This is a genomic window from Alteromonas sp. W364, from assembly GCF_031846205.1.
Taxonomy (GTDB): Bacteria; Pseudomonadota; Gammaproteobacteria; order Enterobacterales; family Alteromonadaceae; genus Glaciecola; species Glaciecola blandensis.
On the sequence record NZ_JAVRID010000004.1, the window covers coordinates 137,507 to 154,638 of the forward strand.

A 17,132-nucleotide genomic window follows, 5' to 3' on the forward strand; every position below is an offset into this window, starting at 1 on the left:
TGATGTGTGAGTAATTTAAAGCAATTACAACTTGTTGCTGATCTTGAAACGAAGAAAGAGCAAAAGTTCGCCCAAGACTATCAACAAGCTGCACGAAATTTAGAAGAGAATAAACAAAAACTATCAGGCTTAGAGCAATATCGACTCGACTACTTGCGCCTAATTCAGCAAAAAGGCCAATCGGGCGTTGAGATGAAAGAGTTACACCAACACCAATCATTCGTTGGAAAGCTGGATCGCGCCTGCGGTCAACAGATGCAGTTTATCAGTCAAGCAACTTTAGTGGCTGATCAAAGAAAGCGACAGTGGTTAGCCCAGCAAAAACGCCGAAAGGCTATTGAGCTACTCATCACCAATAAGCATCAACAAGCACAAGTGCTAGAAAACCGCAGAGAACAAGAGATGTTCGATGAACTGGCGATGCAAAAGTTTGTTCGCAAAGCACTGCATTCTAATTAAACGTCAAAAATGACGCTTAATCGGGCAGATACTCACCCATGATCAGGCTAAGGTGTACAGGAATATATGTGCTCCCAGTAATGTCGATCGGCGTTAATCCATATCACCCTAACTAATTGTCATCTCTATCTGCTTCGTTTTTTTCGCTACCATCTTTAGCCTTCAAGGCTAGCACTAAAATAATAAGACCCATGACATAAAACCAAGTTTCGTGGATTTCGAATTGTGCGTCACTTAAACCTTCATCGGTAGTGCCTTGATTGCTGTTGTTCACGCCTTGGTAAGTTTGCTCACTGTTAATGAGGGCTGCATTTGTGGAAAACATCTCTAACTGAAGCTCATTATCCTTGGCTTCAGCTGGATTCGCCATAAAGAGCATACAAGTGCAAAGTAAGATAGCGAGCAAGATGTTGTTTACATAAAATATATCGCTTCTCATTGGAAGTCCCTCTTTCATTATTCGAGCAGTATCTACTTTAATAGACTCGCTCAACTTCATTCCGTGACCATCTCGCTTCTGATGGCGATCCGGTATATTCAATACCACTTAAGAGTATCCTAAAGTAGCTGATCTTCATTTCAATATTGTTGCAACAATTTGACAATTTGTTGCAAATTTCAATGCGTAGCTCGGTTTTTATGCGTACCAAGATAACTTAAGAGATCTTATTTGACTGAGAAGGGCTTATGCCAAAATGCTTTTTAAAACTGCGAGAGAAATAAGCCAAGCTTTCAAAACCGCAGGCATAGGCTACCTCTGAAATTGACAAGGTATGTTGATTTAATAAGTCATGTGCCTTTTGCATTCTGTGCATCACAATTAAGTTGAGAGGCGTTTCTCCAAACTCTTTTTTACATTTTCGAATGAGTGTGTCTCTGGACATAAATAAACTTGCTGCAAGAGATTCAACATTAAAAGAAGGGGATGCCAATTGTTGATTAATTTCTAACTGTACTTTTTCTTGGAAGGCGTTATGTGTGTTTTGCGCCGGTTTGCTTGAATAGCTTATTGGTAAAGAATCACGGACTTGTTTGCGTGCATTGATTTGTGCATTCACCCGCATGACTAACTCAGATGTATCAAAGGGTTTAGTCAAGTAATCATCAGCGCCAACAGCAAAGCCTTCCACTGTCTCTCGCTTCGTTGCTTTTGCAGTCAATAGTATGACTGGTATAGTTTGAGTTTCTGGATTCTTCTTTACCGATTCCGTTAATTGCAAACCATCCATAACCGGCATGCTTACATCAGAAATGATCAAGTCGGGCAAAGTGTGTTGAATAAGCTTCAGGGCATCCTTACCGTTTTTCGCTTGCAAAATACGGTAAGAAGCAGACAAGCGTAAACTAATAAAATTTAGTAGTTCGTCGTTATCATCAACAACAAGCAGCGTTGTTCTGTCTTCACTTGTGTCTTTAGGTTTAGGTTGTGAGAACGGGCCTGATTCAAGCGATGCTGGAACAGTTGTTTTAGTCTGATTTGCGTTTGCACCGGTGGCTTCGTGCAAGTGAATATCGATTGGTTCGATAATCTGCTCACTTGAAAAATGCGCATTGCCTAGTTGCAGCTCCAAGGTAAAGCAACAACCAGGCTCTTGTTTATCCACTAAGCGCACTTCTCCTTGGTGCAAATGCATAATTTCCTTCACCAATGCTAGCCCAATACCAGTGCCCGGTTCAGTATGCTGTTCCGAGGATTTATCCTGATAAAATCGCTCGAACACTTTATCTCGTGCTTCCTCGCTGATCCCTTTTCCGTTATCTATGACGCTAATAACTGCTTTGCGGTGTCGTGAGTCTATTTGTAAATCAATATTAATTTCACAATGTTCACCTGCGTACTTAATCGCATTTGAAAGTAAATTTGATACACACTTTTCAATTTGATCAATATCGAACCACAATAATAGGGGCTCTTCACAGTTCGACGTAGTGAGTGTTTGATGATGTTGTTTGGCCCACAAGTCAAAACGCTCTTGCAAACTGCGCAAGAGCATCGAAATATCATGTTGTGCCACTCTGATGGGCAACTTTCCAGCCTCTAGTCTATTTAGGTCGAGAACTTGACCAACTAAAGCAAGCATTTTACTCGCATTGTTCAAAGCGGTCGTTGCTAAATACTGCACGTCTTTTGATATCTCCGCTTTGTGTTCGCTAACGATTTCCTCCAAAGGGCCAATAGTTAGGGTCAGAGGCGTCCTAAACTCGTGCGAGACATTGCTGAAAAACCTGTCTTTCAAAATTTGCTGATGCTTGAGTTGCTCGACTTTTTGGTTTACGTCTGCAGTGCGCTCTTTAACGATACTTTCTAAGAATCTGTTTTTTTCACGTAACTGCGCTAAGCGCCACTTTTGAACTAAGTAAGCAAAGAGTACAAAGAGGCTAATGACTAGAAATGTGAATATAGCAATAGCGAAAGGAGTTGCGTACCAAGGTGCAAGCACCAGCAATGGATATTCGGTTTTGGTGACCCTACCAAATGCATCTTTGGCCTCCACTTCGAATAAATAGCTGGCTGGCGATAATTCATTAAAGTCACGGTAGGTCTCGAGAGACCACTTGGACCATGTTGGGCTTGCGCTGTATGTCGGCTCGGTGGCACTGAGATCATTTATCTTTGCCATTCTTGTGCGATACAAGATTGGTTTTGCTGAATAGTGGTCACTGGAAGTGTATGAAAAGCGTAAATTAGTCTGTTCTGGTAATAAGCTTAAAAAGCGTTCTTGCAAAGCGACTTTTTCGAAATCGAGATGTTCCCCGCTTCTATTAATACTGCGAATATGCACACTTGCTATGTTAGGAAGCTGCTCGGCTTTAGCAATATTCACACGATAGACTTCGCCTTTATCTCTAATAAACCAAAGTACACCGTCTTTCGTTATAAACAGGTCACTAAAACCACCATCTGGCACGAAATCAAATATGATACTTTTTTCTAGCCAATTATCTAAACTCAGATCTTGGTTGTTGTCTTGCCTTTCAAAATAGCCGCTCTTACCATTTTTACGATACCAAATTCGTTCATTTTGCCCCACTATGCCGTCACTCAAAGCGCCTGATTGGACAATTTTGTCGATAGCTTCGTTGTCTGATAGCCACTGGTCAGTGAAAAGGCTTGAGCGATAGCGCTGTAGTACGTTACCGTCGAATGAGAACAACTCCCCGCCACTACTAATAATAATAGTGTTATCAATATTGAAAAGCTCTACAGGGCCGGCAAACAAACCGTCCTGCTCGGTTAGCTTAATAAGCTCGGCTTTATCTCCTAACAGACCAACTTGCTCAAGATAATAAAGCTCTCCTGTCGCAGTCCCCATGAACAAGGTGCCGCTCTCATCAATTTGGAGGCTGATAAGCTGATCATTAGTGCCAGGAATTGCTTGTTTTTGCCATACACCATTTTTTGTTTTATCTAACATGAATGCGCCGTCTGAGCTACTTGCGATGAGTTTGCCACTCAATGGGTCTATTTGCATGATTCGTCCCAGACCGGCGGCAACAAGCTGCTTTCCTTGCCTAGTGCTTAAAATATCATTAAGTGTATTTCGAGCATCATAGTTTAGTGCAGTTGAACTGTGTTGCTCAATATGTGAAGGGCTCTGTTTATTGACCTCGAGCTCAAATATTCCACTCCATTTTGCGTGCACTAATGCATCCTTGAATTCGATAATGTCCACACTACTTTCTTGATTATCGCTCAGTGGCAGAAACTGAGGGCTGAGAAGCTTATTGGCGCTAGCGCTTAACTTAAATATACCGTTTCCTGCGGCTAAAATGCCTCGACTTGTCTCTTTTAGCCTGAGGATCTCAGTAGAGCGATTGCCAATTTTAAACTGACTAATAATATGCGCAGGTGTCATCTTAATAATATTCGGTATACCCGTTAACCAGATATTGCCTTGGCGGTCCTCCTGCGCAGAAAAAACCGTATTCATACTGATATCAGACTCTATGTAGTTCCTGAGGAAATGCAGATTTTCATCAAGCACAAACAGGCCGTGATAGACCGTTGTGATGTAAAAGTAGCCATCGGAAGAGAAAATAGCGCGATACAGCTGTGTATCCTTTGGGAAATCACTTGGGTTGAGCACTTGAAGTAAGTCAGTATCTTCTAGTCGATAAACACCATGTGACTCAGTCACGAATACTATCTTTTGATTTTTATCTTGTAGTATTTGCGTAACACGCGATTCTGAGCTTAGTGTATAAGGCAAAGTCTGATGATTCAGGATGATATTGTCTTGTTCAACGTGTGTCGTGATCTTATTGATATGCTGGTCATTTTTCGCTTTATACCAAAACTCATTATCAATATTGAAAATGAAGTGTTTACTTGAAATTGCCCCTTCCACTATTCGCAATTTTTTGCCGTCATAGAAGAAAGTAAATTGACTGGAAACAAATAGGACACCATGTTCATTGCTACGTGTCGACCATATTTCACCAAATTCCTCAATGTTCGGGAGATATTGAGCAAGCAGGCTTGTATACTTCAGCTTACCTGCTGCACTTATCGACACTTTGGCTATATCGTTGGTTGTGCCCAGATAAAGCTCTCCTTGCCACTCAGCTATTTCTCTTACTGGTGTTGCATGAGGAGTCGAAATGTTGCTCCAAGAACTCCCGTCCCACATTGAAATGCCGCTTGTGTGTCCAACATAAATAAATCCTTTTTTATCCTGAATGGACGTCCAGTTTTGGTTATGCCCACCATGTTCATTTGGAGGATATACCGTAATTAAAGGTTGGCCCACAAATTGATACTGCTGTTCCTGAGCCTGCATTCCAGATTCATTGGCATGAGCGACAAAATGCAAGAATAGAAAGATGAAAAATGAAAGCCCGACTAAAGCTGTGTCGTGAATTACCTTCATGAATCTGTCGCTTGGAGCTAAAAACATGCGTAATAATTTTCCTTATCTGTTTGGCCTAACACAGTAAATAGCCTTATAGAGACAGCCGGATGGACCTAGTTTGAAGCAAGTGCCTCAGCACTTTATTCCCTCCGAGCAGTGTAGCGCAATTCATGAATAAGAACCAAGGCGAAGTGAATACTTGCTTGACCGTTTTTTTACTGTTGGTACGGCCTTTGCAAATTCACCTAGTATTGTAACTAAATAGCCTGTATTTTTTGAATTAATAGTTAATAAAAACAGAAGCTTAGTCTTATTGTCACGGTTTGGATGAAAATTAATTATGCAACAATTTGCCACCGCTCAAACAACTATTGCCGCATCAAACATAGCGTTTGAAGAGATCCAAGTGAATTCACCTGTGAGCCGCGAATCAGCTGGCTCTCAGTATGATAATAGTCAACAACGCAGCGCATTTGAAGAAGCTTTAGCTAGGCAGGAAAAGCAAGCTGAAAACCGTCGTGAACCTGAGCGTAATGATAATAAACGCAACAGCCAGGTTCAGGATAAGAATGCAGAGCAAGCTCAGTTGAGCCGAGAAAGAGCGCAAGAGAGTCAAGAAGCTAGGAATAGAAAAAGAGATGAGCAGGCTGAGCAAAGCAGGCTCGACAATGAGCGTAATCGAGACTCAGACAAGCAAACGAGCTCGACAAATAATGCTTCATCAACCGAGCGCTCAGAGCCGACAAATCGAGGTTCAGCAAGCTCAGAAAAGCAGAGCGAGGAGCATTGTGTAAATTGTGAAGAGCACCAAACCGCTCTGCATGAGCAAGCTAAGCTAAGTGAAGCTAGTGAGGAGCAGCGCAATATTGACGAAATTTTAGTGGCTGAGAAAGCAGCGGCACAAAAAGAGGCTTCCAGCCAATCAGGTAAATCTGAAAACGAGGCTGCATTAGCACCAGGCGACGAGTTCAATTGGGTTGACTATGTTGACCGTATTAAAGACCTCTCTGATAAAAATATTAGCAATGATTTGTACATTGATGACTCAAGCAATAATGAGGACTTTTTCAAACAGGCACTAGACTCTTTGGCTTTAACTTCAACGAAGAATGCCAGTGATAGTTCAGACGAAATTGCTGTAGACAGTGTTTCTGATATTGTCACAGAAGAGACAGACACAGAGTTTCTGGAAATTCATCTTAGTGAGAAAGAGCTTGAAGCGCTGCTGAAGGCGAGTGGTGTAGAAAAAGAATTGAGTTTGCATGGTGACGCACTTGAGGAATTAGACAAAGCGATTACGTCTTTATTGCAGCAATTAATGGATAGAAGTGGACCAAGCGAAGCTGATCCAGCCGAACAAAATCTTGAATCACAACAAGAGGCATTAGGTGCATCCGAAGTCGATGCTAGCCTATTGAAAAACCTTCTATTATCTTCTGAACAAGAAGCTAAAGCGATGGCCAAAGCCAATGATGCGAAATTACAGGCACTTGATAATGAGAATGCGGTTCCAAATGAATCTTTAAGCGCTTTTGAATTGGCTCAGGATGAGTTTACCGATCAAGAAAAAGTACCTCAGCCAATCGAAGGCAGCATTGATGACGCACTTCTTGCCGGTATCAAACCAGTAACAGGTGAAGTTGAAGGCGAAAAAGTAGCACAGCCGCTTGATAGTGAACTCAAGCCAAATCAAAACCCAAACATCGATACACTAAAAGAGGACGTGATTGATGAGTCTGCGCTCATATCTGCTTCAACTCTTGCATCGACTGGAAAATCTGAAGGTAAAGAAGCCAAAGTAGCTACAGTAGCGCCATTAGTGCTTTCGATGGGTGACAAATCAGCGAAAAAACAATTGGAAGTGCTAGCCAAGTTACCGCCAGAAGCTGAAGCAGCTGCGCTTGAAAATATTACTCAGCGTTTAGAAACGACCATTTCTGACTTGAAAACAGAAGGTAAAGCAACTGAATTTATTGCCGCTTTACAATCTGGGGTCAAAGAGATGAAAGAGCAATTAAAGCAAGGTAGAGAACCAGGTATAGACTTGAAAAGTTTGGTTAATGAAGCGCTAGCGAGTGCCGAAGTCAAAGTGCCTCGGGCCGAAACCGCGGGTGTTGATAAGCAATTAACTCAGATTAACAATATCTTGTCAGCTGCGAGCTCAATTAACCAAAGTGCGCAAACGCTGCAAAGTCAAAACTATCTGAATACAGGCTTAAGTGAAGTTCAGGGCGTAAAAGAGATAGCACAACAGCAACTTGAAAGTACCAAACTAGCGCAACAAACCCTAAACTCTGATAAAGCCGTCAATATATTCAAGCCAGAGGGTCAACAACAATTGACTGAAAAAGTCCGCTGGATGGTTAATAGCCGAAACTTGAGTGCTGAAATACGCCTTGATCCACCAGACCTAGGTGGCATGAATATCAAAGTGAATATCAATGGTGATTCAGCCAGTGTGAGCTTTGTTGTGCAATCCCAACAAGCGCGTGATGCCCTTGACCAGGCAGTGCCCAGACTACGAGAAATGCTTGAAGAACAAGGTATTGAACTTGGACAATCATCAGTAGAGCAAGATAGTTCTGGACAGAATCAAAGTGCAGAGCAAGACACCATGGCAAAAAATGCGAATGCAAATGGCAATCTGGCACAACAATCGCAAGATGGGGTAACAGAGAGTCAAGAAGAGCACGCTTCGAATCATATCGAACAGAGAATAAGTGGCGCTAGCATTGGTGGCATCGATTACTATGCCTAAAATGACTTATACTAACACTGACAAAAAAGTGTAAGTGCAGTGTCGAAAATCTGACAAGACTGTCATTAAGTTGTTGAATCGTTTGATTTATAAACAGTGTTTCGTATTTATACAGAGAGAAAATAATGGCTGATGAAGAGTTAGAAATCGAAGAGGGTGGCAAGAAAAAAGGCAAAATGATGTTAATTATCATCATTCTTGTTGTGCTACTTGCTGGCGGTGGCGCTGCTTATTACTTCCTATTTATGGGAGAAGAGCCTAGTACGACTGAAGATGGTGAAGAAGTTGCCAGCGAGATGGTTGAAGACGAAGTTATGCCTGAAGGGCAAGCACTTTATGTGGCGATGCCCAGAGCTTTCACCTTTAATGCACCTGGTGTCGCACGAGAAAGAATTGTGCAAATTGAAGTCCAGCTTATGGTGCGCGGTTCGATAAATGAAGAGCTAGCCAAGCGTCATATACCGATGATAGAGGGCTCTCTTCTGCAAGTTTTTAGTGCATCGAATGCTGACGATTTAGTTACAGATGTGGGTAAAGTCGAATTAAAAGAAAAAGCCACAGCGCAGGTACGTCAAACCATGATGGAACTAGAGAAAACATCTGTGGTAGAGCAAGTGCTATTCACCGGTTTTGTTATCCAATGATAACGCATACGAAAAACGTAAAAGAGTGTCTGTTAGCAAACAGCAAAATGCTTGATAGCAGCGACTCCCAAAACAGAGAATAAATGTGAGCGACTTATTATCACAAGACGAAATTGACGCACTCCTTCACGGCGTTGACGATGTTGAAGAGGAAGAGGTTGAAGAGGTTGTAGACGATGGCTCCGCCATGGAATATGACTTCTCCTCCCAAGACCGCATCGTGCGCGGGCGTATGCCGACATTGGAAATCGTTAATGAACGGTTTGCAAGGCACATGAGGGTTAGCCTATTCAATATGATGAGGCGTTCTGCTGAGGTGTCAATTAACGGCATTCAAATGATTAAGTTTGGGGAGTACATTCATACCTTGTTTGTTCCCACTAGCCTAAACATGGTTAGATTTCGTCCTTTGAAAGGTACAGGCTTGATCACCATGGAAGCACGACTTGTGTTTATTATGGTAGATAACTTTTTTGGCGGTGATGGTCGCTATCATGCGAAAATTGAAGGTCGAGAATTCACCCCAACCGAAAGACGTATTATTCAGATGTTACTGAAGCTGATCTTTGAAGACTATAAAGAGGCTTGGGGTCCGGTAATGGACGTGTCGTTCGAATACTTGGACTCAGAAGTGAATCCAGCAATGGCGAACATTGTCAGCCCAACCGAAGTGGTTGTCATAAGCTCCTTCCATATTGAATTAGACGGCGGTGGTGGAGACTTCCACATTTCATTGCCATATTCAATGTTAGAACCGATTAGAGAGTTGCTTGACGCTGGTGTCCAGAACGATAAAGAAGATACCGACTTCAGGTGGAGTAAGGCACTACGTGATGAAATTATGGATGTGCATGTTGGGCTCACCACACATTTGTTGGACATGAATGTGTCGCTTGAAAGACTGATGAATTTTCAAGCGGGAGATATTATCCCAATAGATATGCCGAATCATGTCACGGTGTTTATAGAGGAATTACCTACGTTTAGAGCAAAACTTGGTAAGTCCCGCGACAATATTGCTCTGAAAATAACAGAAAAAATTCCAAGACCACATTCCGTCAAGTCTGAGCTTCAGTTGTTGACGAGAAATGGCAAAGTGATAGATAACGACGCCGAACTTCAGGTGTTAGAAGAAGATTTATAAAAGATAGGAAAAAATTATGAGTGAAGATGGCGAAGGCTTAGATGATTGGGAAGCAGCGATGGCCGAACAAGCTGAGGCTGAGGCAGGCGAATCAGACGGTGGAGATCCACAGGATGACATTGATGCCATAATGAATGAGCAAGCAGCAGGCGCAGGTGCGACTGACGATGCACAACCTGCAGAGTTTGACGAGTTGCAAGAAGATGCCCCAATTTCTCAAGCTGAGAAGAAGAAGCTTGATACGATATTAGATATCCCTGTGACCATCTCGATGGAAGTGGGACGCAGTGAAATTAGTATTCGAAATTTACTCCAATTGAACCAAGGTTCTGTTGTTGAATTAGACCGCGTTGCGGGCGAACCATTAGATGTTTTAGTAAATGGCACGCTGATTGCTCATGGAGAAGTAGTAGTCATCAACGATAAATTTGGAATCCGTTTAACCGATGTTATTAGCCAAGTCGAGAGAATCAAAAAACTCAGGTAAAAACCTTTATAAATTAGGGTCTTGCATCCTATTTCTATTTTTGTTTTGTAGCGTGGTCAACGCGGAGGCTTCGGCCTCCACCCCCCAAACCTTACAAAACCCCACATCAATACTGTCAATTTTTCTAAGCCTTATGTTAGTCGTCGCCATTATTTTAGCGCTCGCTTTTGTTGCGCGTCGATTTAATGTCACTCAAGCAGGCAACGGTCAATTAAAAGTCGTTGCTTCTATGAGTGCAGGTGCGAAAGAAAAGATTATGGTAATAGATGTGGCTGGCGAGCAATTCTTGCTAGGTGTCACCGCACACAATATCAATCAGTTGGGTAAGTTAGAAAACCCAATTGTCAGCAAAACAACGACGGTGGCCGGTAACAAGCAACTTAACCATGATGACAATGCCCAACTCGCTTTCAAAGACAAGCTAGTGCAAGCAATGGCGCAAGCGATGGTGGGTTCAAAAAATATTCCCAAAGCTGGATCACAAGGACAGTCTAATGAAGCGTAGCCGCGTATTAACGTTTCTTGAGCGTAGCGCGCCGCTGATGCTCATCATGGGTTTGTTAACCTTGTTTTTTAGTGGCAGTGCGATGGCACAAGAAGGTATCCAAGCGATTACTGTGACCACGGCAGATGACGGCTCACAAGAATACAGCATGACCTTGCAAGCCTTGTTCATCATGACGGCGTTAAGCTTGATCCCAGCGTTTATCATGATGATGACATCGTTCACGCGGATTATTGTTGTTTTGTCTATTTTACGTCAGGCCATCGGTTTGCAGCAGTCACCATCGAATCAAATTTTGATCGGTGTGAGCTTGTTTCTTTCAATGTTCATTATGGCGCCAGTGTTTGACGAAATTAACGAAAGCGCTTTGCAGCCTTATTTGAAAGAAGAGATGACGTCTATTCAAGCTTTCGATGTGGCCAAAGAGCCGATGCGCGCATTTATGTTATCGCAAACGCGCATTAAAGATTTAGAAACCTTCGTACAAATTGGTGGCTATGAAGACCAGTTTGATGATCCTGCTGATGTTCCTTTGACAGTCTTAATCCCAGCATTCGTGACGAGTGAATTGAAAACCGCATTCCAAATTGGCTTTATGTTATTCATTCCATTTTTAATTTTGGACTTAGTCGTCGCTTCTATTCTGATGGCTATGGGTATGATGATGTTGTCTCCAATGATCGTTTCCTTACCATTTAAACTGATGCTGTTTGTGTTGGTAGATGGTTGGAATTTAATTTTCGGTACCCTAGCAACTAGCTTTGGCATGGGAGTGTGACGATATGAGCCCAGAAGTTTTTGTGGAAATATTACGCAGCGCTATGCTGATTGTTATCGTCATTGTCTCAGCAGTGATTGTACCGAGTTTGATCATTGGTCTCATTGTTGCGGTTTTTCAAGCGGCGACATCTATCAACGAGCAAACGATGAGTTTCTTACCTCGTCTTATCGTGACTCTACTTGCATTGAGTTGGGGCGGTAGTTGGTTGGTTCAAAAGATGATGGATTTCACCTTTGAAATGGTCCATAGCATTCCATCGGTAGTGGGCTAGCCTATGTTGTCTCGTATTTTGACTGGAAGGCAGTACTAAGCAAATGGAAATTGTCGCGTCTACAATCACTAATTTTATGGCAGACTACCTTTTGCCATTTATGCGTATTTCTGGCTTGTTTGCCGCGATGGTAGGTTTTTCAGCGAAAACGATTCCGACCCCAATTCGCAGTTTATTGGCCGTATTATTAACGCTCATGATTGTACCTAATATACCACCCGTACCAGTACAAGACCTAGTTAACTTAGGATCTTTTGTGCTTGGTATCAAACAGCTCATCATCGGTATCGTGATTGGCTTTATTTCGATGATGGTACTCAATACTTTTGTTTTGGCTGGTCAAATTATTGCAATGCAGACGGGCCTGGGTTTTGCCTCAATCGTCGACCCAGTGAACGGCATAAGCGTGCCCGCTGTTGGTCAGTTTTATTTAATTCTAGCAACGCTTTTATTTTGGACCTTTGACGGTCATTTATCCATGATTCAAATGATTGTGATGAGCTTTAAAGCCTTTCCAATTGATGCTCCATGGTGGACAGGTGAACAGTTTAGGTTGGTTGCACACTGGGGAGGTTGGATGTTCGTATCCGCCGTGACTATGTCTCTTGCACCCATCGTGTCTTTGCTTATCGTGAACCTAGCGTTTGGCGTCATGACTAAAGCTGCACCACAGCTTAATATATTCAGTTTGGGCTTTTCGATAGCGCAAATAACGGGGTTACTTATTATCTACATCACATTAAGTAATCAGACTTATCATTTCGAGCAGCAATGGCAACGTGCACAAGAGTTCATGTGCAAGCTATTGCTGACGTGTTGATCAACCATCGACTTTCGCAGAGGATATTAAAGCATGGCTGACGACTCCTACGAAAAAACTGAAGAACCCACCCCCAAGAAACTCGACGATGCCCGAAAAAAAGGGCAGGTTGCGCGATCGCGTGAATTGTCCACGTCACTGGTCTTAATTTTCAGTGCAATTGCGTTTCTGTTCGTCGGTTCCTATATCGCTTCAGCCATGTTTAACGTCATGCAGCGCTCATTCATGCTCTCCAGAGATGAAACCTATGACAAGGTTCACATGTTTCAGATTTTAGAAATGTCTGTGACTGAATCTGCTTGGCCTGTGATGATGTTCATGATTATTTCGTTGATAGGTGGGATTTACGGCAGCATTGCCTTGGGCGGCTACAATTTTACTTGGAAATCGGCGGCACCAAAAGGTAATAGACTCAGCCCAGTTCAAGGCTTTAAAAGAATGTTTGGCACCAATGCGTTGGTTGAGTTGCTAAAAGGTATTGCTAAAGTCTTGGTCATCGGTGGAATGGCCTATATTGCGCTGATCATCTTCGAAGATGAAGCCTTGCACCTTGATATGGAGCTTTATCCTTTAAACCTCTTCCATGCTTTGAATATGATTGAGTGGGCTTTCCTCATTTTATGCCTAGGGATGATCCCGATTGCTCTGATTGATGTTCCATACCAAAGTCACAAGCATAATGAAGAAATGAAAATGACCATGCAGGAAGTGAAAGATGAAAGGAAAAATGCAGAGGGTGATCCGCAGGTTAAAGGGAGGATCAGAAAGCTTCAGTATCAGGCTGCCGCGAATCGAATGATGCAAGATGTACCGGAAGCCGATGTTATTGTGACTAACCCGACTCACTTCTCAGTGGCACTTAAATATGAACAAGATGGCAATCGTGCCCCGGTTATGGTCGCCAAAGGTGCCGATGAACTAGCCATGCACATTCGTAAGATTGCAAACGCACATGAAGTTCCTATTATCGAATCGCCAATGTTGGCGAGGGCTATTTTCTACAGTACTGAACCCAATGAAGAAATACCGTCTAAATTGTTTATGGCGGTTGCTCAAGTATTGGCTTATGTGTATCAATTAAAAGCATACAAAAACGGAAAAGCAAGCAGACCAAAACCGCTGAAGAAAAACTTGCCAATACCACCTGAGCTCAGACGGTAGTTATTAAAAGTACTTAAAGTACGAGTGTTAAAGTCGGTGTTTTAGTGCGTAAAGCATTGATTCATCGAGTGCTTTGCTTATTCCAAGAAACACCATATACTGGTTGTGCTTGTTTGTTTTGCATACGGTTTCTGCATAAATTTTTGTCGAAATTTGACTGTATTGCCTATTTTTACTAACGCCATTATTGAATTACCTAATGTTAAAACCATCTTTCTATGTAGTGTTGTTTTTATTTTCTGCTGTCGTGTCCAGTCGCCAAGCTGTGGCGCAGAATTTGCCGCTGGATTATCAGTTGCCCTTAGCAAAAAGCTATAGTGTCGAAAACGGCTTATCTCAGGTGACAGTGAGTGATATTGCACAAGACAAGGATGGGTACATTTGGTTAGCAACGCAATCCGGAATTGATCGCTTTGATGGTTATGATTTTATCCATTATGGACAAAGTGATGACCCAAGTAAGGGCCTGAGTTCCGCGTTTGTTTATGCTATTGAAATTGATCCTTCTTCTGGCGATTTATGGATTGGTACACTCAATGGCTTGAATGTAATGCGAGCAAAAACACGGCGCTTTGAACAGCTTGAATTACCCAATGATTTCGATGATAACGATAAAACGATACACAGTATTCATATTGACGAAGGTGGCAGTATTTTTGTCGGCACACAAAAAGGCCTGTACGCAAAGTATGCCGGTGAGAACGAATTCCTTCGTTTATCACCGCAAGCTGAAATTATTACGGTAGAAGATATCGCTGAACATGATGAACAACTTTTCATCGCGACGTCCGCTGGTTTGTATTCATTGGATAAAATGAGTCGGCGTTTTTCTCTCGCTCTATTGGAAGAACAAAATGTAGAGTCTGTGTTTGTAGATAACCAATCTCATCTTTGGATTGGTACCATTGGCGATGGACTATATCGGGCAAAACTGACAAATGATGGCTTTTCTAATTTAGTTAAGCTTTCCGTTGAGGAAGGTTTTACGAATAATTTGATTAACGATATTTATCAGATTCGTGACAATAGTATTTGGGTTGCAACGACTAATGGTTTGTCAATTTTTCCAGATCCGAACAAACTTGACTTCGTGACTTTTTTCGAAAGTAGCTCTAATTCCAAAGATACGCTTCAAAGTCATATCCACACCCTTTTCTCTACTGACAATGGCTTGGTTTTCTTAGGCACAAACGGCAATGGTGTTGGCGTTATAGATCAAAATAAAACCATGTTTAAGCGATTTGTATTGGACAATACCCAACATCATTTCAGTATTGGCCCGAAAGAGAACGATGTAAATTGGTTGGTTGCTGAAACGGGCATTTGGATATTAAACCCAGACAATAGTGTATCAGGCCCGTTGATTGATGAAGCAAGAAGCCAAAAGACAAATAAAGTCATGTCGGTTGCCTATGACAAATCAACTCGAACACTTTGGATTGCCACTCGCCTTGGCCTTGCGCGTTATCAGGATGGCGACGAATTTATAGAGTCAGTCGATTTAAAAAATAAAGAACTGTACACACTAGAATTAGCGCCTACCGGGGTTTGGGTAGGGACCACAAAGCATGGATTGTATTTTTATGACTTTGAAACCCAAAGCACTACCATGCACTTTAATACTCCCATGGTGATTGACATCGTTTACTCCAACGAAGAAGAACTGATTGTTGGAACCACCAACGGTTTATTTTTAATCAATCCGCAAAGTCGCCAAGTGCGAGTCGTTACCGAAGATAAAAATAATCCAAACGGAATAGCACACAATGTCATCACATGGGTTTCTAAAGTATCGGCATCTCGTTACTACGTTGGCTTGCACGCCCATGGCTTGATGCTCATGGAACTTGATGATTTTCAAACAGCCCCCGTATTTACGCAATTGTTTAAAGACTCAGAACTCAGTGCCTCTTCGATTGGTGCGGTGGTAGAGGATGAGCAGGGATTATTGTGGATATCTACAGAACGGGGCATCGCCAGAGGTGATTTAAAAACGCAGCAGCTTGATTATTTTGGTCAAAATGACGGTACTAACGAAAGTGGTTACTATATTGGCGCAAGGGCCAAGAACTCTGATGGTAAGATTCTGTTTGCAGGTGATCAAGGCCTGACTTACTTCTACCCCGAGAGTATTTCAAAAAATGAAGAAATGCCTTCATTGCATATTACTAAAATAGGCAAGCTAAGCAGCGAAGATAATTACGGTGCCAGCACCTACGCAGACGAGAATAATAACTTCACGAAGGTGACTTTGCGTCCAGAAGACCTGTTATTAACAATTGATTTCGCTGCCTTGGAGTATGGTAGTCCGGAAAGTATTGAATATGCCTATCGTTTACTTGGTTTTGATAGTCGCTGGCAATATCTCGATAGCAAAAATCGCACAATCACCTATACCAATTTAGATCCTGGTAACTACCAATTGGAGATTAAATCTACCAACCGCTATGGCCTGTGGAGTGATACACCTCTGTTTGTAGACATTCTAGTTTTGCCACCTTGGTGGCGAACACCGATCGCCATGTTCCTTATTGGTATTCTTGTATTTCTGCTCCTATTTGGCATCTTTAGGTGGCGAACATACGCACTACATAAGCGCTCCGAAGAGTTGTTACTGTCGGTCAAAAGCAAAACGCAAGAATTGCAGCTCGCGAACGAGAGACTCAAGGTATTAACCACACTCGATCCCTTAACCGAGGTTTATAACCGCCGTGGCTTCACTGAGAACCTATCCAGAGAGTTTTCACGCTATCAGCGAGAGCAAGTTCCTTTTTCTATTATTCTTATCGATATTGATTTCTTTAAGAAGGTTAACGACAACTATGGGCATGAGTCTGGTGATATCGTGTTAAAGGAAATTGCCGATGTTTTGCGTCAATCTACGCGCAGTTATGACATGTTAGCGCGATGGGGCGGAGAAGAGTTTATTGCCTTGTTACCGAATACCAAATTACCAGAGGCTATTTTATTAGCCAATAAGTATCGTGAGACGATTGCTGAGCATGTATTCGCTGTGAAGCAAGGCGAAACCAGCATCACGCTGACTGCTGGCGTAGCGTGTATAGAAGAGCATAAGAGTGCTGATGATTGCATTAGCCAAGCCGATAAACTGCTGTATGAAGGTAAAAATATGGGCCGAAATCAGGTTTTACCTATGCTCTAAATACAAGGCAAAAGCCCAAATATAATACCTATTTCAAGTTCTTAGACAGTTTGGCACGGTAGTTGATATACCCAAGGTATTATTCC

At 42.3% G+C, this 17,132-nt stretch carries 13 protein-coding genes; 11 read left to right on the forward strand and 2 right to left on the reverse strand.

All coding sequences use genetic code 11. The features are described 5' to 3' along the window. Positions 1-6: 6 nt before the first annotated feature. Positions 7-459, forward strand: coding sequence for a flagellar export protein FliJ (gene fliJ, locus RM556_RS07840; protein WP_311361613.1), 453 nt, complete (start codon positions 7-9; stop codon positions 457-459). Between the two features lie 112 nt (positions 460-571). On the opposite strand, the gene RM556_RS07845 is transcribed toward fliJ, so the two are convergent. Both RM556_RS07845 and RM556_RS07850 read right to left on the reverse strand, forming a co-directional pair. After that, positions 572-1,006 (reverse strand): hypothetical protein, encoded by a 435-nt coding sequence (locus RM556_RS07845; RefSeq protein ID WP_311374340.1) that lies wholly within the window; start codon positions 1,004-1,006, stop codon positions 572-574. A 109-nt stretch (positions 1,007-1,115) separates the two neighbouring features. Further along, the gene (locus RM556_RS07850) at positions 1,116-5,357 is read right to left on the reverse strand and encodes a response regulator (protein WP_311374341.1); all 4,242 of its coding nucleotides are present in this window, start codon (positions 5,355-5,357) and stop codon (positions 1,116-1,118) included. 295 nt (positions 5,358-5,652) lie between these two features. Between RM556_RS07850 and RM556_RS07855 the strand changes: the two genes are divergently transcribed. The 10 genes from RM556_RS07855 (at position 5,653) to RM556_RS07900 (ending at position 17,046) form a co-directional block, all read left to right on the forward strand. Then, positions 5,653-8,070 carry a flagellar hook-length control protein FliK gene (locus tag RM556_RS07855; RefSeq protein ID WP_311374342.1) on the forward strand — a complete coding sequence of 806 codons (2,418 nt, stop codon included), beginning with the start codon at positions 5,653-5,655 and terminating at the stop codon, positions 8,068-8,070. Between the two features lie 125 nt (positions 8,071-8,195). Beyond that, positions 8,196-8,714 carry a flagellar basal body-associated protein FliL gene (gene fliL / locus RM556_RS07860; protein WP_311361617.1) on the forward strand — a complete coding sequence of 173 codons (519 nt, stop codon included), beginning with the start codon at positions 8,196-8,198 and terminating at the stop codon, positions 8,712-8,714. Between the two features lie 85 nt (positions 8,715-8,799). Further along, positions 8,800-9,858 (forward strand): flagellar motor switch protein FliM, encoded by a 1,059-nt coding sequence (gene fliM, locus RM556_RS07865; RefSeq protein WP_311361618.1) that lies wholly within the window; start codon positions 8,800-8,802, stop codon positions 9,856-9,858. Positions 9,859-9,874: 16 nt separating this feature from the next. Beyond that, positions 9,875-10,345, forward strand: a complete 471-nt coding sequence (gene fliN / locus RM556_RS07870) for a flagellar motor switch protein FliN (protein WP_311361619.1) — start codon at positions 9,875-9,877, stop codon at positions 10,343-10,345. A 133-nt stretch (positions 10,346-10,478) separates the two neighbouring features. Beyond that, positions 10,479-10,850: a flagellar biosynthetic protein FliO gene (fliO, locus tag RM556_RS07875; RefSeq protein ID WP_311361620.1), complete on the forward strand. Its 372-nt coding sequence runs from the start codon at positions 10,479-10,481 to the stop codon at positions 10,848-10,850. A 46-nt stretch (positions 10,851-10,896) separates the two neighbouring features. Next, positions 10,897-11,628 carry a flagellar type III secretion system pore protein FliP gene (fliP, locus tag RM556_RS07880; protein WP_409220070.1) on the forward strand — a complete coding sequence of 244 codons (732 nt, stop codon included), beginning with the start codon at positions 10,897-10,899 and terminating at the stop codon, positions 11,626-11,628. 4 nt (positions 11,629-11,632) lie between these two features. Continuing rightward, positions 11,633-11,902: a flagellar biosynthesis protein FliQ gene (gene fliQ / locus RM556_RS07885; RefSeq protein ID WP_311361621.1), complete on the forward strand. Its 270-nt coding sequence runs from the start codon at positions 11,633-11,635 to the stop codon at positions 11,900-11,902. 43 nt (positions 11,903-11,945) lie between these two features. Continuing rightward, positions 11,946-12,722: a flagellar biosynthetic protein FliR gene (gene fliR, locus RM556_RS07890; RefSeq protein WP_311361622.1), complete on the forward strand. Its 777-nt coding sequence runs from the start codon at positions 11,946-11,948 to the stop codon at positions 12,720-12,722. A 33-nt stretch (positions 12,723-12,755) separates the two neighbouring features. Beyond that, positions 12,756-13,883 carry a flagellar biosynthesis protein FlhB gene (gene flhB, locus RM556_RS07895; RefSeq protein WP_311374343.1) on the forward strand — a complete coding sequence of 376 codons (1,128 nt, stop codon included), beginning with the start codon at positions 12,756-12,758 and terminating at the stop codon, positions 13,881-13,883. A gap of 199 nt (positions 13,884-14,082) precedes the next feature. Next, positions 14,083-17,046: a diguanylate cyclase gene (locus tag RM556_RS07900; protein WP_311374344.1), complete on the forward strand. Its 2,964-nt coding sequence runs from the start codon at positions 14,083-14,085 to the stop codon at positions 17,044-17,046. The last annotated feature ends 86 nt before the right edge of the window (positions 17,047-17,132 follow it).